The sequence below is a fragment of the Streptomyces noursei ATCC 11455 genome, from assembly GCF_001704275.1.
GTDB classification, from domain to species: domain Bacteria; phylum Actinomycetota; class Actinomycetes; order Streptomycetales; family Streptomycetaceae; genus Streptomyces; species Streptomyces noursei.
In genome coordinates this window covers 4,793,552-4,812,044 of record NZ_CP011533.1, presented here as the reverse complement: position 1 = coordinate 4,812,044, position 18,493 = coordinate 4,793,552, and the positions used below count along the sequence as shown (strand labels likewise).

The 18,493-nt window shown below is 68.6% G+C and carries 15 protein-coding genes; 6 read left to right on the top strand and 9 right to left on the bottom strand.

Annotated features, from left to right (window positions below):
* Positions 1-14 precede the first annotated feature (14 nt).
* From SNOUR_RS20305 to SNOUR_RS20285, 5 genes are all read left to right on the top strand, one after another.
* Positions 15-521 carry a Jag family protein gene (locus tag SNOUR_RS20305; protein WP_039634723.1) on the top strand — a complete coding sequence of 169 codons (507 nt, stop codon included), beginning with the start codon at positions 15-17 and terminating at the stop codon, positions 519-521.
* Between the two features lie 133 nt (positions 522-654).
* Complete coding sequence (gene rsmG, locus SNOUR_RS20300) at positions 655-1,380, top strand: 16S rRNA (guanine(527)-N(7))-methyltransferase RsmG (protein ID WP_067349216.1); 726 nt, start codon at positions 655-657, stop codon at positions 1,378-1,380.
* 305 nt (positions 1,381-1,685) lie between these two features.
* Entirely contained in the window at positions 1,686-2,756 is a 1,071-nt protein-coding gene (locus tag SNOUR_RS20295; protein WP_079142798.1) for a ParA family protein, read from the top strand.
* On the top strand, positions 2,753-3,850 hold the full coding sequence (locus SNOUR_RS20290; RefSeq protein WP_079142797.1) for a ParB/RepB/Spo0J family partition protein: 1,098 nt from the start codon (positions 2,753-2,755) through the stop codon (positions 3,848-3,850). The genes SNOUR_RS20295 and SNOUR_RS20290 overlap by 4 nt, the downstream gene beginning before the upstream one ends.
* A 308-nt stretch (positions 3,851-4,158) precedes the next feature.
* Positions 4,159-4,776: a GNAT family N-acetyltransferase gene (locus SNOUR_RS20285; protein WP_039634717.1), complete on the top strand. Its 618-nt coding sequence runs from the start codon at positions 4,159-4,161 to the stop codon at positions 4,774-4,776.
* 135 nt (positions 4,777-4,911) lie between these two features.
* On the opposite strand, the gene trxA is transcribed toward SNOUR_RS20285, so the two are convergent.
* The 7 genes from trxA to SNOUR_RS20250 all read right to left on the bottom strand — a co-directional run bounded on the left by trxA (position 4,912) and on the right by SNOUR_RS20250 (position 14,561).
* Complete coding sequence (gene trxA / locus SNOUR_RS20280) at positions 4,912-5,238, bottom strand: thioredoxin (RefSeq protein WP_067349208.1); 327 nt, start codon at positions 5,236-5,238, stop codon at positions 4,912-4,914.
* A gap of 49 nt (positions 5,239-5,287) precedes the next feature.
* Positions 5,288-6,262 carry a thioredoxin-disulfide reductase gene (trxB, locus tag SNOUR_RS20275; protein ID WP_067349205.1) on the bottom strand — a complete coding sequence of 325 codons (975 nt, stop codon included), beginning with the start codon at positions 6,260-6,262 and terminating at the stop codon, positions 5,288-5,290.
* Positions 6,263-6,375: 113 nt separating this feature from the next.
* Positions 6,376-6,810: an RsmA family anti-sigma factor gene (locus SNOUR_RS48405; protein WP_312632904.1), complete on the bottom strand. Its 435-nt coding sequence runs from the start codon at positions 6,808-6,810 to the stop codon at positions 6,376-6,378.
* A gap of 551 nt (positions 6,811-7,361) precedes the next feature.
* Positions 7,362-8,057, bottom strand: coding sequence for an RNA polymerase sigma factor SigM (gene sigM / locus SNOUR_RS20265; RefSeq protein WP_067349200.1), 696 nt, complete (start codon positions 8,055-8,057; stop codon positions 7,362-7,364).
* 186 nt (positions 8,058-8,243) lie between these two features.
* On the bottom strand, positions 8,244-9,944 hold the full coding sequence (locus SNOUR_RS20260) for a protein kinase family protein (RefSeq protein ID WP_067349197.1): 1,701 nt from the start codon (positions 9,942-9,944) through the stop codon (positions 8,244-8,246).
* 107 nt (positions 9,945-10,051) lie between these two features.
* Complete coding sequence (gene murJ, locus SNOUR_RS20255) at positions 10,052-12,259, bottom strand: murein biosynthesis integral membrane protein MurJ (RefSeq protein WP_067349194.1); 2,208 nt, start codon at positions 12,257-12,259, stop codon at positions 10,052-10,054.
* Positions 12,260-12,305: 46 nt separating this feature from the next.
* The gene (locus SNOUR_RS20250) at positions 12,306-14,561 is read right to left on the bottom strand and encodes a DUF6049 family protein (RefSeq protein WP_067349191.1); all 2,256 of its coding nucleotides are present in this window, start codon (positions 14,559-14,561) and stop codon (positions 12,306-12,308) included.
* A gap of 249 nt (positions 14,562-14,810) precedes the next feature.
* Between SNOUR_RS20250 and SNOUR_RS20245 the strand changes: the two genes are divergently transcribed.
* Entirely contained in the window at positions 14,811-16,286 is a 1,476-nt protein-coding gene (locus SNOUR_RS20245) for a CCA tRNA nucleotidyltransferase (RefSeq protein ID WP_067349189.1), read from the top strand.
* A gap of 156 nt (positions 16,287-16,442) precedes the next feature.
* Here SNOUR_RS20245 and SNOUR_RS46250 read toward each other — a convergent pair whose 3' ends face one another.
* Positions 16,443-17,063, bottom strand: a complete 621-nt coding sequence (locus tag SNOUR_RS46250; protein ID WP_159425885.1) for an LppU/SCO3897 family protein — start codon at positions 17,061-17,063, stop codon at positions 16,443-16,445.
* A gap of 107 nt (positions 17,064-17,170) precedes the next feature.
* Positions 17,171-18,448 (bottom strand): MFS transporter, encoded by a 1,278-nt coding sequence (locus SNOUR_RS20235; RefSeq protein WP_067349186.1) that lies wholly within the window; start codon positions 18,446-18,448, stop codon positions 17,171-17,173.
* Between the last annotated feature and the right edge of the window lie 45 nt (positions 18,449-18,493).

Sequence of the window (18,493 nt, the reverse complement as noted above, 5' to 3'; positions counted from 1 at the left end):
GAAGGAGTCCTTACGTGACGGACACGACCCCTGGCACCAAGGGCGCCGACACCCTGACCCGCCTGGAGCAGGAAGGCGAGATCGCGGCCGACTACCTCGAAGGTCTGCTGGACATCGCGGACCTCGACGGTGACATCGACATGGATGTCGAGGCGGACCGCGCCTCGGTGTCGATCATCGGTGAGACGAACAGCCGTGACCTGCAGAAGCTGGTCGGCCGGGACGGCGAGGTGCTGGAGGCGCTGCAGGAGCTGACGCGGCTCGCGGTGCATCGCGAGACCGGCGACCGCAGCCGACTGATGCTGGACATCGCCGGCTTCCGGGCGCAGAAGCGCGAGGAGCTCGCCAAGGTCGGCGCGAGCGCGGCGGAGGAAGCCAAGAGCACCGGTCAGCCGGTGAAGCTGGACCCCATGACGCCGTTCGAGCGCAAGGTCGTGCACGACGCGGTGGCCGCGGCCGGGCTGCGGAGCGAGTCCGAGGGCGAGGAGCCGCAGCGCCGCGTGGTGGTCCTCCCGGCCTGACGCTTCGCGTTCAGTCTTTCTTTGGCCCCGTCTGCTCGCAGGCGGGGCCAAAACTTCTCAGCCTTCTGTGTTATCCCCGGTCGTAACGCCGGGTTCTCGGCAGGAAAAGCAGTCCAGAGGAAGGGCGGTTCCCGTGACGGAGGCATCAGCGGAGCTCCCTCCCGCGCCGAAAGCGGCGCAGGAGGTATTCGGCGAGCGCTTTCCGGAGGCCGTACGGTACGGCGAGCTGCTCGCTGACGCGGGCGTGCGGCGCGGGCTGATCGGCCCGCGGGAGGTGCCCCGGCTGTGGGAGCGCCACCTGCTGAACTGTGCGGTGCTCTCCGAGGTGGTTCCGGAGGGCGTCTCGGTGTGCGACGTCGGTTCGGGAGCCGGGCTGCCCGGCATTCCGCTGGCGCTGGTGCGCCCGGATCTCAAGATCACGCTTCTTGAGCCGTTGTTGCGCCGGACGAACTTCCTTCAGGAGGTCGTCGAGCTGCTCGGGCTGGACCACGTCACGGTCGTGCGGGGCCGTGCGGAAGAAGTCATGGGCAAGCTTCCGCAGGTGCATGTGGTGACCGCGCGGGCCGTTGCGCCGCTCGACCGACTGGCCGGCTGGGGCGTGCCGCTGCTGCGTCCCTACGGCGAGATGCTGGCGCTCAAGGGCGACACCGCGGAAGAGGAGCTCAAGGCGGCCCGGGCCGCGCTGAGCAAGCTCGGAGTGGTGGATACGTCGATCGTGCACGTCGGCGAAGGCGTGGTGGATCCGCCGTCGACCGTGGTGCGCGTGGAGGTCGGCGAGAGCCCCGGTGGGGTGCGGTTCGCTGCGAAGCGGGCCAAGGCGGCGCGGACCAGCCGGGCGTCGAGGGGGCGGCGGCGCTGAGAATGCGCCGCGCGACGAATCCGGCCCGATTTCTCCGATACAGGAGAACCGTCCGCTGAAGAGCGGATAGGGCGAATTCCGCAGGCGCTACAAAAAGCCACAAGACGGAGTGTCGCGACTTAATCGGACGCGGCGCTGGCATCGTGTTTCACGTGAAACGTCGTTCTCTGCTGCAAGGGATCATCGGCCGTGGTCGTGCGGCTGCCGAGCCGCACGACCGGAAACCCACACGGGTCACGGAAGTATCCACAGAGGTGGGTTCATCCACAGGAGAACGGACCTCACTGGTTCGCGATACCGAAAGCATGGCAGGCTCTCACCATTGTGAGCCTGATGTCGAGGAGAGTGAATCCTTGCGGTCCGACGCCAACATCGCGGGACCGATGACCGATCCGGTCCCCGGTCCCCGCAACGAGTCGTTCGGGGATGACGTTTCACGTGAAACGCCGCCCCTGACGGACAACACACCGGTAGGTCGCGCAGCGCAGCTGGCGGTAGGAGCGATGGGCCGCGCAGGCGAGGGGCTGCCCCGCCCTGACGAGACCCGGGTCATCGTGGTCGCCAATCAAAAGGGCGGGGTCGGCAAGACCACCACCACCGTGAACCTTGCGGCTTCGCTGGCCCTGCACGGTGCCCGGGTGCTGGTGATCGACCTGGACCCGCAGGGAAATGCTTCGACGGCCCTGGGGATCGACCATCACGCCGAAGTGCCGTCGATCTATGACGTGCTGGTCGAGAGCAAGCCACTCTCCGACGTCGTGCAGCCGGTGGTGGAGGTGGAGGGGCTCTTCTGCGCCCCCGCGACCATCGACCTGGCCGGTGCCGAGATCGAGCTGGTCTCGCTGGTGGCACGCGAAAGCCGGCTGGACCGCGCCATCAAGGCGTACGAACAGCCGCTGGACTACATCCTCATCGACTGTCCGCCCTCCCTCGGTCTGCTGACCGTCAACGCACTGGTCGCCGGTGCCGAGGTGCTGATCCCCATCCAGTGTGAGTACTACGCGCTGGAGGGCCTGGGGCAGTTGCTGCGGAACGTGGAGCTGGTGCGAGGGCACCTCAACCCCAAGCTCCACGTCTCGACGATCCTGCTCACCATGTACGACGGACGTACCCGCCTGGCCTCGCAGGTCGCCGATGAGGTGCGTAGCCACTTCGGCAACGAGGTGCTTCGGACGAGCATCCCCCGCTCGGTCCGTATCTCGGAGGCGCCCAGCTATGGGCAGACGGTGCTCACCTATGACCCGGGATCCAGTGGTGCGCTCTCGTATCTCGAAGCGGCCCGAGAGATTGCGCTGCGGGGCGCTCCGCAGCCCGGGGAGCAGGGCCTGAGTGTGAACTACCAAGCACAGCACAGCATCTCGGAGGGGACTCAGTGAGTGAACGACGTAGAGGGCTGGGCCGCGGGCTCGGTGCGCTGATCCCCGCGGCACCGCAGAGCGCGGATTCGAACGGGCCGGCGGTGGGAAGGGGCACGACGTCGCCGTCGTCCGTACCGGTTCTGGATCCGGACCGAGGAGTGGCGGCCGCCAAGGTGGCCTCGCTGCCGACGCCCGGTGTTTCACGTGAAACGGAAGCACCGGCCGGGACGGAGAACACCGGCAATTTCGCAGAGGTGGCCGGCGCGCACTTCGCCGAGGTGCCGTTGGACGCGATCAGGCCGAACCCGCGCCAGCCTCGGGAGGTGTTCGACGAGGATGCGCTCGCCGAACTGGTCACCTCCATCAAGGAGGTGGGACTGCTCCAGCCGGTGGTGGTCCGCCAGACTGCGCCGGAGCGCTATGAGCTCATCATGGGTGAGCGGCGCTGGCGGGCCTGCCGCGAAGCCGGGCTGGAGAAGATCCCCGCGATTGTGCGGGCCACGGAAGACGAGCGGCTGCTGCTCGACGCGCTTCTGGAGAATCTGCACCGGGCACAGCTCAATCCGCTGGAAGAGGCCGCCGCCTACGACCAGTTGTTGCAGGACTTCAAGTGCACTCATGACGAGCTGGCTGATCGGATCGGGCGCTCGCGTCCGCAGGTCACCAACACGCTGAGGCTGTTGAAGCTCTCTCCGGCCGTGCAGAAGCGGCTCGCGGCGGGGGTGCTCTCCGCGGGGCACGCCCGGGCCCTGCTGTCGGTGGAGGACCCGGAGGAGCAGGACAACCTGGCGCGCCGGATCGTGGCGGAGGGGCTGTCGGTCCGTTCGGTCGAGGAGATCGTGACGCTCATGGGGGCGAATCCCAAGACCGCCGGCAAGGCGAAGAAGCCCCGGGCGGGTGCTCGGGTGTCCCCTGCGCTCACCGGTCTCGCCTCTCGGCTGTCCGACCGTTTCGAAACCCGGGTGAAGGTCGATCTTGGCCAGAAGAAGGGAAAGATCGTCGTCGAGTTCGCCTCGATGGAAGACCTGGAGCGCATCTTGGGAACGCTTGCTCCGGGGGAGGGTTCGGTACTGGGAAACACGCCGGCTGACGAGAGCGGCGAAGAAGAGTGAGCTGACGTCTGCGGCTTCTGGGCGAGCCGTGTTCCGGAACTGATACCGGAACACGGCTCGCCTTTTGCTTTCTGTCAGTACCAGCGCCCGTAAAGGGTGGATACGATGCGATCGGGTATGGCACGCATCCACATGGAGAAACCTCACATCGAGGAGAGGGCCATGCGATCAGTGAGCCGCACCGGACTGCTGGCAGTGGGCTTCGGGCTCGCAGCCCTCGGAGGGTTCGTTGGTGGTCTGCTCAGAGAGCAGGCGGCGCTGACAGCGCTGCGCGGTGTGGCAGGCGAGGGAAGCGAGGACCTGGTTCCATGGGCCGTCGGCTCGTACCGCTCACGCTGGACAACCTTCCGGATCTCCCCAAGCGCTGTCGCTCCTGTGTCTTCTGGGAGCTCGACCCCGTCAGCGGCGAAGCCGCGGTAAAAGCGGGGCGTCCAGAGCTGGAGAAGGAAGCCTGGATCTCAGCGGTCTTGCTGGAGTGGGGATCCTGCGGGCGCGTTGTCTATGTCGACGATGTGCCGGCCGGTTTCGTCATGTACGCCCCGCCGGCCTATGTCCCACGGTCGACGGCCTTTCCCACCAGCCCGGTGTCGCCGGATGCGGTGCAGCTGCTGACGGCGTGGCTGACTCCCGGTTATCAGGGCCAGGGGTTGGGCCGGGTGATGGTGCAGACGGTGGCCAAGGACCTCATCCAGCGTGGCTTCAAGGCCATCGAAGCGTTCGGCGATGCCCGCTGGACCGAGCCGGCGTGTGTGCTGCCCGCCGATCATCTTCTGGCGGTGGGCTTCAAGACCGTCCGCCAGCATCCACGGTTTCCGCGGTTGCGGCTCGAACTGCGGACCACGATCTCGTGGAAGGAAGATGTGGAACTTGCGCTGGACCGTCTGCTCGGAGCTGTTCAGAAGGAGCCCGCGCTCCGGCCGCTCTGAGCAGGACCGTCCGCGGTGTTTCACGTGAAACATCGTCGTGTGTTTCACGTGAAACATCGTCGTGTGTTTCACGTGAAACAGGCCCGCCCCTACGAAGGGAGCGGGCCTGTTTCACGTGAAACGTGAGGGCATGCCTCAGGCGAGGAAGTCCGCGAGGTCCTTCTCGATGGCAGCCTTCGGCTTGGCGCCGACGATGGTCTTCACGACCTCGCCGCCCTGGTAGACGTTCATGGTCGGGATCGACATGACGCCGTACTTGGCGGTGGTCGCCGGGTTCTCGTCGGTGTTCAGCTTGGCGATGACGATCTCGTCGTGCTCGGCGGCAATGGCCTCCAGGGACGGGGCAACCTGACGGCACGGGCCGCACCAGGTGGCCCAGAAGTCCACGAGAACGGGCTTGTCGCTCTTGAGGACGACCTCTTCGAAGTTGTCGTCCGTCACGGTCACCGTGGCGCCGGCCATGGCAATCTCCTTACTGGGTGGGTGGGGTGGGAAAGCTGGGGTGCGCGGGTCAGGCGGAAGCGGTCTTCTCCGGCTCGGCCGTGGCCTCGCCGTCCGAGAGGGCCGCGAGGAACCGCTCGGCGTCGAGGGCGGAGGAGCAGCCCGTGCCGGCAGCGGTGATCGCCTGGCGGTAGGTGTGGTCGACGACATCGCCGGCGGCGAAGACGCCCGCCAGGTTCGTCCGGGTGCTGGGCGCATCGACCTTGAGGTAACCCTCGTCGTCGAGGTTCAGCTGGCCCTTGAACAGCTCGGTCCGCGGGTCGTGGCCAATCGCGATGAAGAGGCCGGTGACCGGAAGCTCGGAGGCCTCGCCCGTCTTGACGTTGCGCAGCGTCAGACCGGAGAGCTTGTTCTCGCCGTGGACCTCGGCGACCTCGCTGTCCCACACAAACTTGATCTTCGGGTCGGCGAAGGCGCGCTCCTGCATCGCCTTGCTCGCGCGCAGGGCGTCGCGGCGGTGGACGACCGTGACGGACTTGGCGAAGCGCGAGAGGAAGGTGGCCTCCTCCATCGCGGTGTCGCCACCGCCGATGACGGCGATGTCCTGGTCCTTGAAGAAGAACCCGTCGCAGGTCGCGCACCAGGAAACGCCCCGGCCGGACAGCTCGTCCTCGCGCGGCAGACCGAGCTTGCGGTGCTGGGAGCCGGTGGCGACGATGACCGCCTTGGCACGGTGCACGTTGCCCGCGGTGTCGGTGACGGTCTTGATCTCCTCGGTGAGGTCGACCGAGACGATGTCGTCCGGCACCAGCTCGGCACCGAAGCGCTCGGCCTGGGCACGCATGTTGTCCATCAGGTCCGGACCCATGATGCCGTCGCGAAAGCCGGGGAAGTTCTCCACGTCGGTGGTGTTCATCAGAGCACCGCCAGCGGTGACGGCGCCTTCGAAGACGAGCGGCTTCAGGGACGCGCGGGCGGTGTAGAGCGCTGCGGTATAGCCCGCGGGCCCGGAGCCGATGATGATCACGTTGCGGACGTCGCTCACGGGTTTCTTCCTTGTCTCTGCCGACGGCTTGCTGGGGTCTCGGAACTCTCACCCCACCCAACGGATCCTAAGGGGCCAGCATTCCCGGAGCGCCACCGCGCACTTGCCGCGGTTCAGTCTCGCCGATACGAGTGGGTCAGCAGAACCTTCCCGGGAGCCGGCGGAGTGGCCGAGACACACGAGGCAGTGACGACGTAGGCAGAGACGCTCTTCGGGTCGGACGGGTGCGGCAGCACGACCAGGAATGCGTCCTTGCCCTCATAGGTGCTGCGACTCGACGCCAGCGGATTCTCGGTGCGGCCGATGCCCTGACGCACACACGACGGAACCGCGTCGGACTCGCTTCGGAAGGGCGTCTCGGGGGAACTGCGTGTGCCGATCTCCGGCGCCTGGTGCGCCTTTTTCGTGGCAAGCAACTTGTGGACGTCCGTCCCGAGCCTGGCGACGGTCAGGCCGGAGGGGGCTCCTCCTCCGCTCGCGGAGGAGCTGTCCTGCTTGGTGGCCTGGACGCCGCTGGTGCCGGCGCTCTGGACGAGCAGGCCTCCCACTCCGAGTACCGCCGCAGCGGCCGCGGTGCCCAGCAGTACCCGGGGCCACCGCCTAGCGCCGGACGTGCGGCGCCCCGGCGCTTGGTGGCCTGGCCCCGTAGCGCCTCGGCCGCGCCCGGCTGGCGGAGCGGACGTGGCTCCATGGGAAGGTGCCTGCACGCTGGTTTCACGTGAAACGGAGGCCGGTGCGGTCGATGTTTCACGTGAAACCGTGACAGCGCCCGACGATGTTTCACGTGAAACCGAGCTGAGAGAAGGCGATGTTTCACGTGAAACGAGGGGTACGCCCTCGGCTGTGGTGGAGTCCAACAGTGCCTCTGCGGCGAGGGCCGCATCGATGCGTTCGGCGACATCGGCCGGCATCCGCGCCGCACCCGGGAGCGTACCCAGGAGCCCGCGGATCTCCTCCAGGGATGCATAGACGTCCTCGCACAGGACGCAGCCGGCGAGATGATCCCGCAGATCCGCGGTGCGTGAGGGAGGGAGCAGCCCGTCCGTGAGATCGGAGATCTCGGATACCTCCGGGTGCTCGCCTGCGCCGGTCGTCGACGTCACGCTCGCCCACCTCCGCCCTTCACGGCACCTGTGCCCTTCGGTCCTGCCGTCGGTGGGACGGATGTCCCCTGCGCCCGGTTCCTTCCCCCGCTCGCGGGATTGCTACCCCTGTCATCGCCGCGCAGATGGGTGACCAACGGCAGGAGCCGAGCTCTGCCGCGTGAACAGCGGCTTTTCACCGTTCCGGTCGGGACGTCGAGAATCTGCGCGGCCTCCGCGACGGAGTACCCCTGCATATCGACGAGCACGAGAGCGGCACGCTGCTCCTCGGGGAGCGTGCGCAGCGCGCTGAGCAGTTCACGGTGCAGGTCCTGGCGCTCTGCCGGGAGTGCTGCGGATTCCTCGGGCTCGAGAAGCTGCTCGAGGCGTTCGGTCTCGGCGACCGGGGAAGTGCGTCGTGAGGCGGCCTTACGGGCCCGGTCCAGGCAGGCATTGACCGTGATGCGGTGCAGCCAGGTCGTCACGGCCGACTGGCCGCGGAAGGAGTGCGCAGCGCGATAGGCGGAGACCAGCGCGTCCTGCACGGCATCGGCGGCCTCTTCGCGATCACCGAGGGTCCGTAAGGCCACGGCCCACAGCCGGTCTCGGTGGCGTCGGACGAGCTCCCCGAACGCATCGGGGTCGCCTTTTACGTGCAGCGCGAGGAGATCGGCGTCGGTTGGTGTCGAAGCCTTGTCGCTGTCGGTGGACACGGGCCCCCCGGCCGTAGCTGCCTGATCTCGGTCCCATTGAAGCCCGCCGGGTGGCGAAAGTAAATGCTGGGAAAGGCACCTCGCCGGTCGGAAACGATCTCAATGGATCGAGGGGCGTGGGTACGGGCAATCGGCCTTGCGGTCGATCACTCTCGTACCCATGCCCCTCGTGGGCTGTGCGCCTGCTCAGCTGGTGAAGGAGACCTCGGTCACGCCCTGCTTGAAGCCGGCGCCGCTGTAGGTGTCCGCCGGCGAATCGGGCATCGCGGTGATCCACACGACGACATAGCGCGCCTTCGCCGGTTTCTTCAGCGTGACCTTGGCGGTGCTGCCCGAGGTCTTGGCCGTACCGAGCTCGCGCATGGAACTCAGCGGCTCGGACGGTGAGAAGGAATCGGCGGCGTAGAGCGTCAGCGTGGTGTGGTCACCGATGTAGTGCAGCCCGATGGAAGCGCTGCTTATCTGCTGCTCGGAGCCGAGGTCGTAGATAAGCCCGACGCCCTTTTTGAAGGCCGGGTTCAGATCGGGGCCTTCGCGGTAGCTCTTGCTGCGCCAGTACGTCGAGGGGTCCCCGTCGTAGGTGGCCCGCGCCTGGTCGGGGTGCTGCGGCTGGCCGTCGGGGTAGTACTCGGTGCCGTCCACGATCTTGATCGGCTTGCCGTCGGGCTTCTTGGCGCCCCCGCCGGTGGTCTGCGAGTTCCCTGGCGTGTCGTGGTCGTTCTCCCACTTCAGCAGGGTGTCCGCCAGCTGCCAGCTGCCCAGACCCAGCGCCGCGATCAGCAGTGCGGAGACGGACCACTTCAGCGCCTTGCCGGTGCGGCTCTGGAGCGGGGGCGGCGGTGTGGCGACGGGCTGCGTTGTCTGGGCCGCCTGGCCGTAGGAACCCTGTGGGAAGCCCGCGCGCTGATATGGCGGCGGGGTCGAGAACGCCGTCTCCGGAGGACGGATGCGCGGCATCGCGGCAACCGCTTTGGTCAGCTCCTCCGGCGTGGTGCACGGCGGCTCCTGGCGGGACGCGGTGGCCCCGTCGTTGACCAGGGCCCGCATCGCGAGCTCGGACAGGCCCCGGTGCACGCCGGCTCGGACCTGGTCGGGTGCGATCAGGCCGACGCCCTTGGGCAGGCCGGTGAGGCCGTAGGCGTCGTTCTCGTACGGCCAGCGCTGGGTGAGGGCGGCGTACAGCAGTGCGCCGATCGCCTCGGTGTCCGTGCGCTGCGGGTGTTCGCAGGTGATGCCGCGCAGCGCCGCCATGACCGCGAGGCCGCGGATGCGGTACTGCCCGGACTCCGTGCGCAGCACCGAGCTCGGAGTGAGCCGCAGGTGGGACAGGCCCTCGCGGTGGGCGGCGGCCATGGCCTGGGAGACCTGGTTGACGAGTTGGTAGGCGTCGTGGGGCTCGAGCGGGCCGTTGGCGAGGACCGTGGCCAGCTCGGTGGCGTCCGGCAGCCACTCATGGACGACATAGACGAGGTCGTTGTCCTCGACGGCGTCGAGGACCTGGACGAAGCGGGGATCCCCGAGAAGCGCGGAAGCCCGGGCAGCCGAGAGCACCGGACGGGCCCGCGGGTGGTCCGCGGGGAGGACGTGCACCCCTACGGCCCGGCGGAGCTTTTCGTCGACGGCGCGCCAGCTGCTGAATCCGTCCAGCCGGGTGACGCACTCTTCGAGCCGGTATCGTCTGGCGAGTTTGTGGCCGCTGTGGAGTTCCGGTGGCTTGGGATCGGTTGCCTCGGCGCCCTTTCCTTCGGTGCGCGCGGCGTCCTTTTCCTTGCCGGATACCTTCTCGGCCTGCGCACCGTCGTCCGTGGCCCGACCCGCCTTGGCGGTCAGCGACTCCTCGCCGCTGGTGTCGGCCACGTCGACGGCAGCCGTGCTCCGTTCCGCCACCGTCGTTCCTGCCTCCCCATCCGTTGCAGGCTCAATGAGCCAAGACAATTGTGCCCACAGTCCGCCACTATGCACGACACACGGTGGCAGCCGATGGTTGTGCCCGATCAGCGTCCCAGCTTGGACCTGACCATGCCCACCAGGGCGTTCAGCTCCTCGATCCGCATTTTTCGGGCGGCGAGGTAGAAGACGGCCAGAAGTGCGGTGGCCCCGCCGATGAGCGCGGCGAGCGAGCCGACGAATCCGGTGCCGAGCGCCTGCATCAGCACGTACACCAGGGCGCCGGAGACGATCGTGGCCGGGATGCTGGCGCCGGCCAGTCGTGCGTAGGTCCGCACCACGTGCGCGGTGTCCAGGTCGCCGTCCATCCGCTTGCTGAGCCGTCGCCAGGCGACGCCGACGCCGATGACGTAGGCGAGGCCGTAGGACGCCGCCATGCCCACCACGGCCCAGCGGGCGGGCAGGACCAGGAAGCAGAGGGCGGAGGCCGCGGCGTTGACGCCGGCGACGATCACCGTGTTGTAGAAGGGGGTGCGGGTGTCCTCGTACGCGTAGAAGGCGCGCAGGACGACGTACTGCACCGAGAACGGGATCAGGCCCACACCGAAGGCCATCAGCATGTAGCCCATCGGGATACCGGCGCCGGACGAGCCGTAGACCAGCGTGCACAGCGGGATGCCGAGGGAGAGGAACCCGAACGAGATCGGGACGATGGCGACGGCCGAGGTGCGCAGCCCCTGGGACATGTCGTCCCGGACCGCTCCGGTGTCGCCGTCGTGGGCGGAGCGCGCCAGCCGCGGCAGCAGCGCGGCCATCACGGAGACGGTGATGATCGCCTGCGGCATGTTCCAGATCAGCTGGGCGCTGGCGTAGGAGATGAACCCGGTGCCCGGGTGGCCCTGCCGGTCCGCGGTGTTGCCGGCCCAGGTCGAGAGCTGGGTGACGACCAGGACGCCCGCCTGGTTGGCGAGGACGAACAGCACCGTCCACTTGGCGAGCTTGGCGGCCTTGCCCAGGCCGTGGCCGCGCCAGTCGAACCGGAGCCGCAGCTTGAAGTCGGCGTCGCGCAGATACGGGATCATCGCCAGCGCCTGGACCACCAGGCCCAGCAGGGTGCCGATGCCGAGCAGCCTGATGCCGTCGTCCGGGATCGTGGTGACGCCGATGTGCGAGGTCTTCGCCGTGCCGTAGACCCAGATGAACAGGCCGAAGGTGGCGATCATGACGATGTTGTTGAGGACCGGGGTCCACATCATCGCGCCGAAGCGGCCGCGGGCGTTGAGGATCTGGCCCATGACGACGTGCAGGCCCATGAAGAAGATCGTGGGCACGCAGTAGCGGGTGAAGGCGACCGCGACTTCGTTGGCCGCCGGGTTGCGGGAGATGTCGAACGAGACCAGTTTCACCAGCAGTGGCGCTGCGAACACCGCGAGTATCGTCAGGATGCCCAGCACGACGATGACGAGGGTGAGCAGCCGGTTGGCGTATGCCTCGCCGCCGTCCTCGTCCTCCTTCATCGCGCGGACGAGCTGGGGGACGAAGACGGAGTTCAGACCGCCGCCGATGGTCAGGATGAAGATCATCGTCGGCAGCTGGTAGGCCACCTGCCAGGAGTCACCGAGCACCGCGCCGCCGAGCGCCGCGACGATCAACGCCGAGCGGACGAAGCCGGTGAGCCGGGACACCATCGTGCCGGCGGCCATCACGGCGCTGGACTTCAGCAGCCCCGAGGCGCGGCCTCCGGACTGCTTGCCGGCCGCCGCCACCGGGGCGGGCTCCGACTCGGGCTCCTCGGTGAGCTGCTGTGCCACCGGCTCCGGGCCGGGGGCCACCGCGGGCGCCTGCTGGGCCATGGGGGACGGCGCGGGGTGCGGTGGTTGGTAGGGCTGCTGCTGGTCGCGGTAGAGGTGCGCGAAGGCGTCCCGCTCGGAGCGGTCCTCGGCGCCCTGGGCCATCAGCGCCTCGCCGCCGGCGAACTGCACCGTCGCGTCAGCATCGCCGTGCGCAAGATCGTGTGCCGGTGCCGGTGCTGGTGCCTGCGGCTCCGCGGGCGCGGGCCACTGCTGTGGGCCGGGCGGCTGCTGGTAGAGGGGGTGCGCGGGCTGCCCCGGGGCAGGCGGGGGCGCGGCGTGGTCGTAGAAGGGCTCGGTGGTCTGGCCCTGGGCCGGCGGGGCCGGTTCCTGGTGAGGATCGTTGCGGTAGGCGTCCTGGACGTAGTGGTCCTGGTCCGTGGGCAACGGCGGCGTCGGAGGGACCGCCCCCGAGGGATCGCCATGGGCGCCCCGGCCGCGGCCACCGTCATACGGCGCATTCATCGCTGCCCCACCTCATCCGTCGCCGGCCCTCCGGCCCCGTCGTCTATCAACGGTCCACTTTCTCACCTGAGCCGGACGGCCCGGACTTCTCCGATCCGGTGTCCGGCGTCGGGTCACTCGGCTGCTCGGGGCCCTCACCGCCTGTGCCGCCGTTGTCGCCGTCCTGGTCTTCGGCGGGGGAACCGCCGTTGTCCTCGCCGTTTTCCTCGTCCTCGGTGTCCTCTGCCGCCGCCCGCTTGCGCTGGAGGTAGATCCGGACGCCGGCGAGCACGAGCAGCAGGACGCCGCCCGCGATGACGAGCATCACAGTCGCGGTGATCTCGGTGACGTTCACCCGGAACGTCATCGGCTCACCGTAGGGCTTGCCGTCCGAGGTGTAGAGCTGGGCGGTCACCCAGGCGAGACCGTTGGCGTTCGCCGTGGTCTCGAACTTGAACGACTGGCTGTGTCCGCCGTCCACCTTGATCTGCTGGGACTTCCCCACGTCCAGGCGGTTTGGCTGCGACGAGGTCAGCCGCAGGGTCAGGCCCTGGACGCCCTGCAGGAGGTTGTTCTGGACCGTCACCGGAATCGTGGCGCTGCGCCCGGAGAGCGTCGCCTCCGACTTCGGGATCAGGTGGACCTTCTTGGTCAGGCCGTCGAGGTAGCTGCGGACCGAGGCACGGAAGGCGGCCGCGCCCTTGGGGTCGCCCCGCCACGACGTGGACATCTCGCGCATTATGGCGCTGCCGAACGGGGTGACCACACGTTCCGGCTGGGCCAGGACCACTCGGAAGTCGTCCAGCGCGGCCTGGGTGTCCTCGATTTGTCGGAAGGCGTCGGTGGGGAGCTCCTGCTGGCGCAGCAGCGACGGGTACGCGGCCCGGCCGGGGATCTGGCGGTTGGCGTCCGGGTCGGGCTTGGCCTTGGCGGCGTCGCCGAGCTTCGTCGGCTGGGCCCAGCCGGCCGACTCCAGGTTCCGCAGCGCGCCGGCCATCGCCTGCGCCTGGCTGACCGAGGGCATCCGCTGCGGCGCGACCACGATGCTGCGCTGCTGCTCGGGGTTCTCCAGGCCGATCATCTGGGCCTCGGCGAGGAACTCCTGGATCGCCAGGCTGGCGTTCCCGGACTTCGACATGTCGCCTTCGAAGGCCCGGGACAGCTGGGTGTCGGTGACGATGGCGGTGTTGCCGCCGCCGATGGGCCGAGCCGCGGTCGGGGTGTACGACAGGCTGTTGTCCCGGAGGCTGTCGCTGCGGGTGATGACGTTGTGGGCGCCGGCCGAGGTGGCGACATCGACGATCGAGGAATCGATCGCGCCGTTGACCGGCCACGTGAAGTCGGTTCGCGGCTTCACGCTGAGGATGGTGTCCACGGTCTTCGAGGCGAGTTCGGTGGCCGGGCCGAGGTGGCTGAGCGCGCTGGGCACGCTCTTGCCGTGGTGCGCCAGCGAGGCCAGGTCCGGGTCGCCGAACGGCAGGGCGACGACCTCATGGCCCTTCACGGCGTTCTCGAGGTCGTTGAGCCACTGCTTGGCGACGGCCTGGTTCTTGCCCATCGGGCCGTCCGGGCCGTGCACGCGGTACGGCTTGGTCATCGCGTCGACGGTCGCGAGCAGGTCGGGGTCGATGACGAAGGTCACCGGGAGGTTCTTGCCGAGCTCGACCATCTTCTGGAGCCGGCCGCCGTCGGCGATCTCCGCGGCGAGGTCGTCGTTCCGGAAGACTGGCGTCTGCTGGGCGTCGGCACCGGTCTCGGCCGTGAGGTGGGTGCTGGAGATCAGTGGCCACAGGTACGTGAGCTGGGTCTTCTTCGCCGGGGCGGCGTCCTGCCAGGGCAGGAAGGTCCGGTCGATGCCGAGGACCTGGTCGTAGGACGAGCCGGAGGTGTGGCCGGACAGAGTGACCCCGAGCGGATAGACACCGTCGTCGCTGAGGCCGAGGTCCTTGACCGGGACGTTCACGGTGAAGGTCCGGCTGGTGCCCGGGTCCAGCTTGTCGATCTTCTCGGTGTGGTCGCCGATTTCCTTGCCGTCGGCTCCCGGCAGATAGCCGGTGCGCTTGGTCACAGCCTCGATGGAGCTGCGGTCGTTGAGCGCGGCGCCGCGGTGCAGTCCGACGTGGGCGTTGGTGATCGCGCTCTTGCTGTCGTTGGTCAGCGTCCCGGAGACGGTGACGGTGTCGTCCTTGCCGGGAGCGGCCGGCGACATCGCGTTGATCGTCACGTTGACCGGGTGCGAGGTGTCCGAGGCCGCGTCGGCGGCGGAGGCGTGCGGGACCTGCAGCGTTCCTACGAGCAGGGGTACACCGGTGAGCAGCGTCACGGTCCTTCGCAGCCACCGGCCACGCGGCCGTTCAGTCGCCTGGAACCCTGCCGCATCGGCCACGCGCTCGCCCGTCCCTCGTCGTCGTCAGTGGTCGTCGGAATGTGCGTCCACGAATGGTAACGAGACCCGGCGCGCCGTAGTGCCGGGGACTGCGCCACATGATCATTGCGTTGGGGGTCCGTGCACCCTTGTCCCCTTTAATAACGTGACGTCGGGGTGGTGCGCGGCCACGTACCCTTTTCTGTTGTGCCGAACGCCAACAATGACTTCCCCACCCCGCAGCCCGAGCGGACTCCGCAGCCGACGGACGCGCTGAACCACGTCCAGCGCCGTGCCGTGAGCGAGCTGCTGCGGGTGTCCCCCGTCGCTGACGACCTGGCCCGTCGCTTCCAGGAGGCCGGGTTCACGCTTGCCCTGGTCGGCGGGTCGGTCCGGGACGCGCTGCTCGGCCGGCTCGGGAACGACCTGGACTTCACCACGGATGCCCGGCCGGAGGACGTGCTGAAGATCGTCCGGCCGTGGGCGGACGCGGTCTGGGAGGTCGGGATCGCCTTCGGGACGGTCGGCTGCAAGAAGGACTCGTTCGACATCGAGATCACGACCTACCGCTCCGAGGCGTACGACCGGACCTCGCGCAAGCCCGAGGTGTCCTACGGCGAATCGATCGAGGACGATCTGATCCGCCGGGACTTCACGGTCAACGCCATGGCGGTGCTGCTGCCGCAGAAGGAGTTCGTCGACCCGCACAACGGTCTGGAGGACCTGGCGGCCCGCGTGCTGCGGACCCCGGGGACGCCCCAGGAGTCGTTCTCCGACGATCCGCTGCGGATGATGCGGGCGGCCCGCTTCGCCGCCCAGCTGGACTTCGAGGTGGCGCCCGAGGTCATCGCGGCGATGAAGGAGATGGCGGAGCGCATCGAGATCGTCTCCGCGGAGCGGGTCCGTGACGAGCTGAACAAGCTGATCCTCGCCCCGAACCCGCGCAAGGGCCTGCGGCTGCTGGTCGAATCCGGTCTCGCCGACCAGGTGCTGCCGGAGCTGCCCGCGCTGCGTCTGGAGAGCGATGAGCACCACCGCCACAAGGACGTCTACGAGCACACGCTGACGGTGTTGGAGCAGGCCATCGACCTGGAGGACGGTAGGCCCGACCTGGTGCTCCGGCTGGCGGCGCTGCTGCACGACATCGGCAAGCCCAGGACGCGGCGCTTCGAGAAGGACGGTCGGGTCTCCTTCCACCACCACGAGGTGGTCGGGGCAAAGATGACCAAGAAGCGCATGACCGCCCTGAAGTACTCCAACGACCTGATCAAGGACGTTTCGCACCTGGTGGAGCTGCATCTGCGGTTCCACGGCTACGGCACGGGCGAGTGGACGGACTCCGCGGTCCGCCGCTATGTCCGGGACGCCGGCCCGCAGCTTGAGCGCCTGCACAAGCTGACCCGCTCGGACTGCACCACCCGCAACAAGCGCAAGGCGTCTGCCCTGTCGCGGGCCTATGACGGCCTGGAGGACCGCATCGCGCTGCTCCAGGAGCAGGAGGAGCTGGACGCGATCCGTCCGGACCTGGACGGCAACGCGATCATGGGAATCCTGGGCATCGGGCCCGGCCCGCAGGTCGGCAAGGCGTACAAGCACATGCTGGAGCTGCGGCTGGAGCACGGCCCGATGGAGCATGAGTCCGCGGTGGCCGCCCTCAAGGAGTGGTGGGCCGCCCAGAGTTGAGGACGTCGAAGCTCGCGCGACCGTGAAACCGGCGATGTTTCACGTGAAACCGGGCTGAGCACGACGGGGCGGTGTTTCACGTGAAACACGGCGGCACATGACCGGCCGTTTCACGTGAAACACCGCCCCGCGGCGTTCGAGGGTCGGGACCGGGCTCTACTTCAGCGTCTCAAGGCAGAGCACGAACCGGGTGGTGGACCGGCGATGGTGCTGGCTCTCGGCGTAGGCCGTGGTGTTCTTGGGGCAGAGCTCCATGTTCGTGGTGTTGGAGTGGACGGCCGTCACCTTGTACTTGGCCTCTGCCGTACCGCAGTCCACCACCTTGAGATCGGGCTTGATCTCATTGCCCTCGTTCTTCATGCAGTTGCCGACCTCGGCGTTGTCGGCGTCGCTCCAGCTGCTGACCCAGATCACCCCGATCCCGATCAGCGCGACGACCGCGACGATGCCCTTCAGGACGGCCTTGGGCGACCGGGACGGGCGGCTGGGCTGCGGAGGCACCGGGACCCCGCCCTGCACGTAGGGCGGGGTCAGGTCCTGTGGGTAACCCGGCTGCGGCTGCTGCCCGTACGGCGGTTGGGGCTGCTGGGGGTAGGCGTACCCGCCCTGGGGCGGCGGCCCGCCCTGCGGCTGCCCGACCGGGGGCGGACCGTACGGAGCCTGGGGCGGCTGAGGAGCCTGCGGATAGGGAGCTTGGCCGTATGGCTGCTGTCCGTATGGCTGCTGCCCGTATGGGTTCTGGCCGTATGGGTTGTGCCCGTGCGGCGGTGTGGTCATGCGAGTTCCCCCGATAGCGGTGTGTCCGGAAACGATGTGTCCGAACGTCTGAATGACGCCCGTAACGTATCCGCTCCGGTGTTGTGCCGCACGGGCGAGGCGGCCGTCTACCGGGAAGCGGCGCGCAACGGGCGTCCGAAGCGGAGCAGGGCCGCGGCCACCACGGCGTAGAGGGCGGCCACCACGACGATCAGTACCGTGGACCGTCCGTCGGGCGGCAGCATCAGGGCGGCGACCGCGGCGGCGCCGACGAAGGCGACGTTGAACAGCACGTCGTAGATGGCGAAGATGCGGCCGCGGAAGGCGTCATCGACCGAGGACTGGACCACCGTGTCCGTAGTGATCTTGGTTCCCTGGGTGCCCAGGCCGAGGAGGAACGCGGCCACCAGCATCGGTGCCGGGTGGAAGAACAGCCCGAGCGCGGGAGCGAGCACCGCGCCCGCCGCCGTGCAACTGGCCATCCAGCCGAAGGCGGTGAGCCGTGCGACGGCCCAGGGAGTGACCACCGCGGCGGCGAAGAAGCCGGCTCCTGACACCGCGACGGTCATCCCGAGCAGGGCCAGGCCCTGGGACGTGCTGCTGGACCAGGCGTACCGGCACAGCATCAGCACCATGACCGTCAGCGCGCCGTAGCAGAAGCGCACCAGCGTCATCACGGCGAGCGCGCCGGCCGGGGTGGGACGCGCGGCGAGATGGCGCAACCCCTCCATCAGTCCCCGCGCGGTGCTCAACACGGCTTCTTTCACGTGGGGTTGGAGGACCGAGGTGTCCGGCCCGAGCAGCTGTGGTGCCATCCGCAGTGCGGTGAGGGCGGAGCAGAGGTACAGCAGCGCGGCCAGTATCACCACGTACGTGTCCACGTTCGCGCCGGCCAGTCGGATGCCGAAGGCGAGTCCGCCGCCGGCGGTCATGGCGATCGTCCCGGCCGTGGGGGCAAGGGAGTTGGCCATCACCAGCTGTTGTCCGCCGTCGACCACGCGCGGCAGCGCGGCGGAAAGGCCCGCCAGGACGAAGCGATTCACGGCGGTCACGAACAGTGCGGAGACGTAGAAGAGCCAATCCGGTACCTGTGCCGCGATCAGCACCGCGGTGATCACCGCGAGCAGGGTGCGCAGCAGGTTGCCGTACAGCAGGACCTGCCGCCGGCGCCAGCGGTCCAGCAGGACACCGGTGAACGGCCCGAGGAGGGAGTACGGCAGCAGCAGGATCGCCATGGCGGAGGCGATCGCCTCGGGGGACGCCTGTTTCTCGGGCGAGAAGATGACGAAGGTGGCGAGTGCTGCCTGGAACACGCCGTCGGCGGCCTGGGAGAGGAGCCGTGCGGCCAGGAGCGAGCGGAAGTCGCGTAGCCGGAGTAATACGCGGAGATCGCGCACAGCATGCATGAGGCACAGCCTCACACAGCCCGCCGGCCTCCGGGTAGGAATACC

Excerpts from the sequence above, each read along its gene's own strand:
- SNOUR_RS20295 (WP_079142798.1), top strand. The coding sequence starts at position 1,686 with ATGGCAGGCTCTCACCATTGTGAGCCTGATGTCGAGGAGAGTGAATCC.
- trxA (WP_067349208.1), bottom strand. The coding sequence starts at position 5,238 with ATGGCCGGCGCCACGGTGACCGTGACGGACGACAACTTCGAAGAGGTC.
- SNOUR_RS20235 (WP_067349186.1), bottom strand. The coding sequence starts at position 18,448 with ATGCATGCTGTGCGCGATCTCCGCGTATTACTCCGGCTACGCGACTTC.
- SNOUR_RS46250 (WP_159425885.1), bottom strand. The coding sequence starts at position 17,063 with ATGACCACACCGCCGCACGGGCACAACCCATACGGCCAGAACCCATAC.
- SNOUR_RS20285 (WP_039634717.1), top strand. The coding sequence starts at position 4,159 with ATGGGCCGTCGGCTCGTACCGCTCACGCTGGACAACCTTCCGGATCTC.
- murJ (WP_067349194.1), bottom strand. The coding sequence starts at position 12,259 with ATGAATGCGCCGTATGACGGTGGCCGCGGCCGGGGCGCCCATGGCGAT.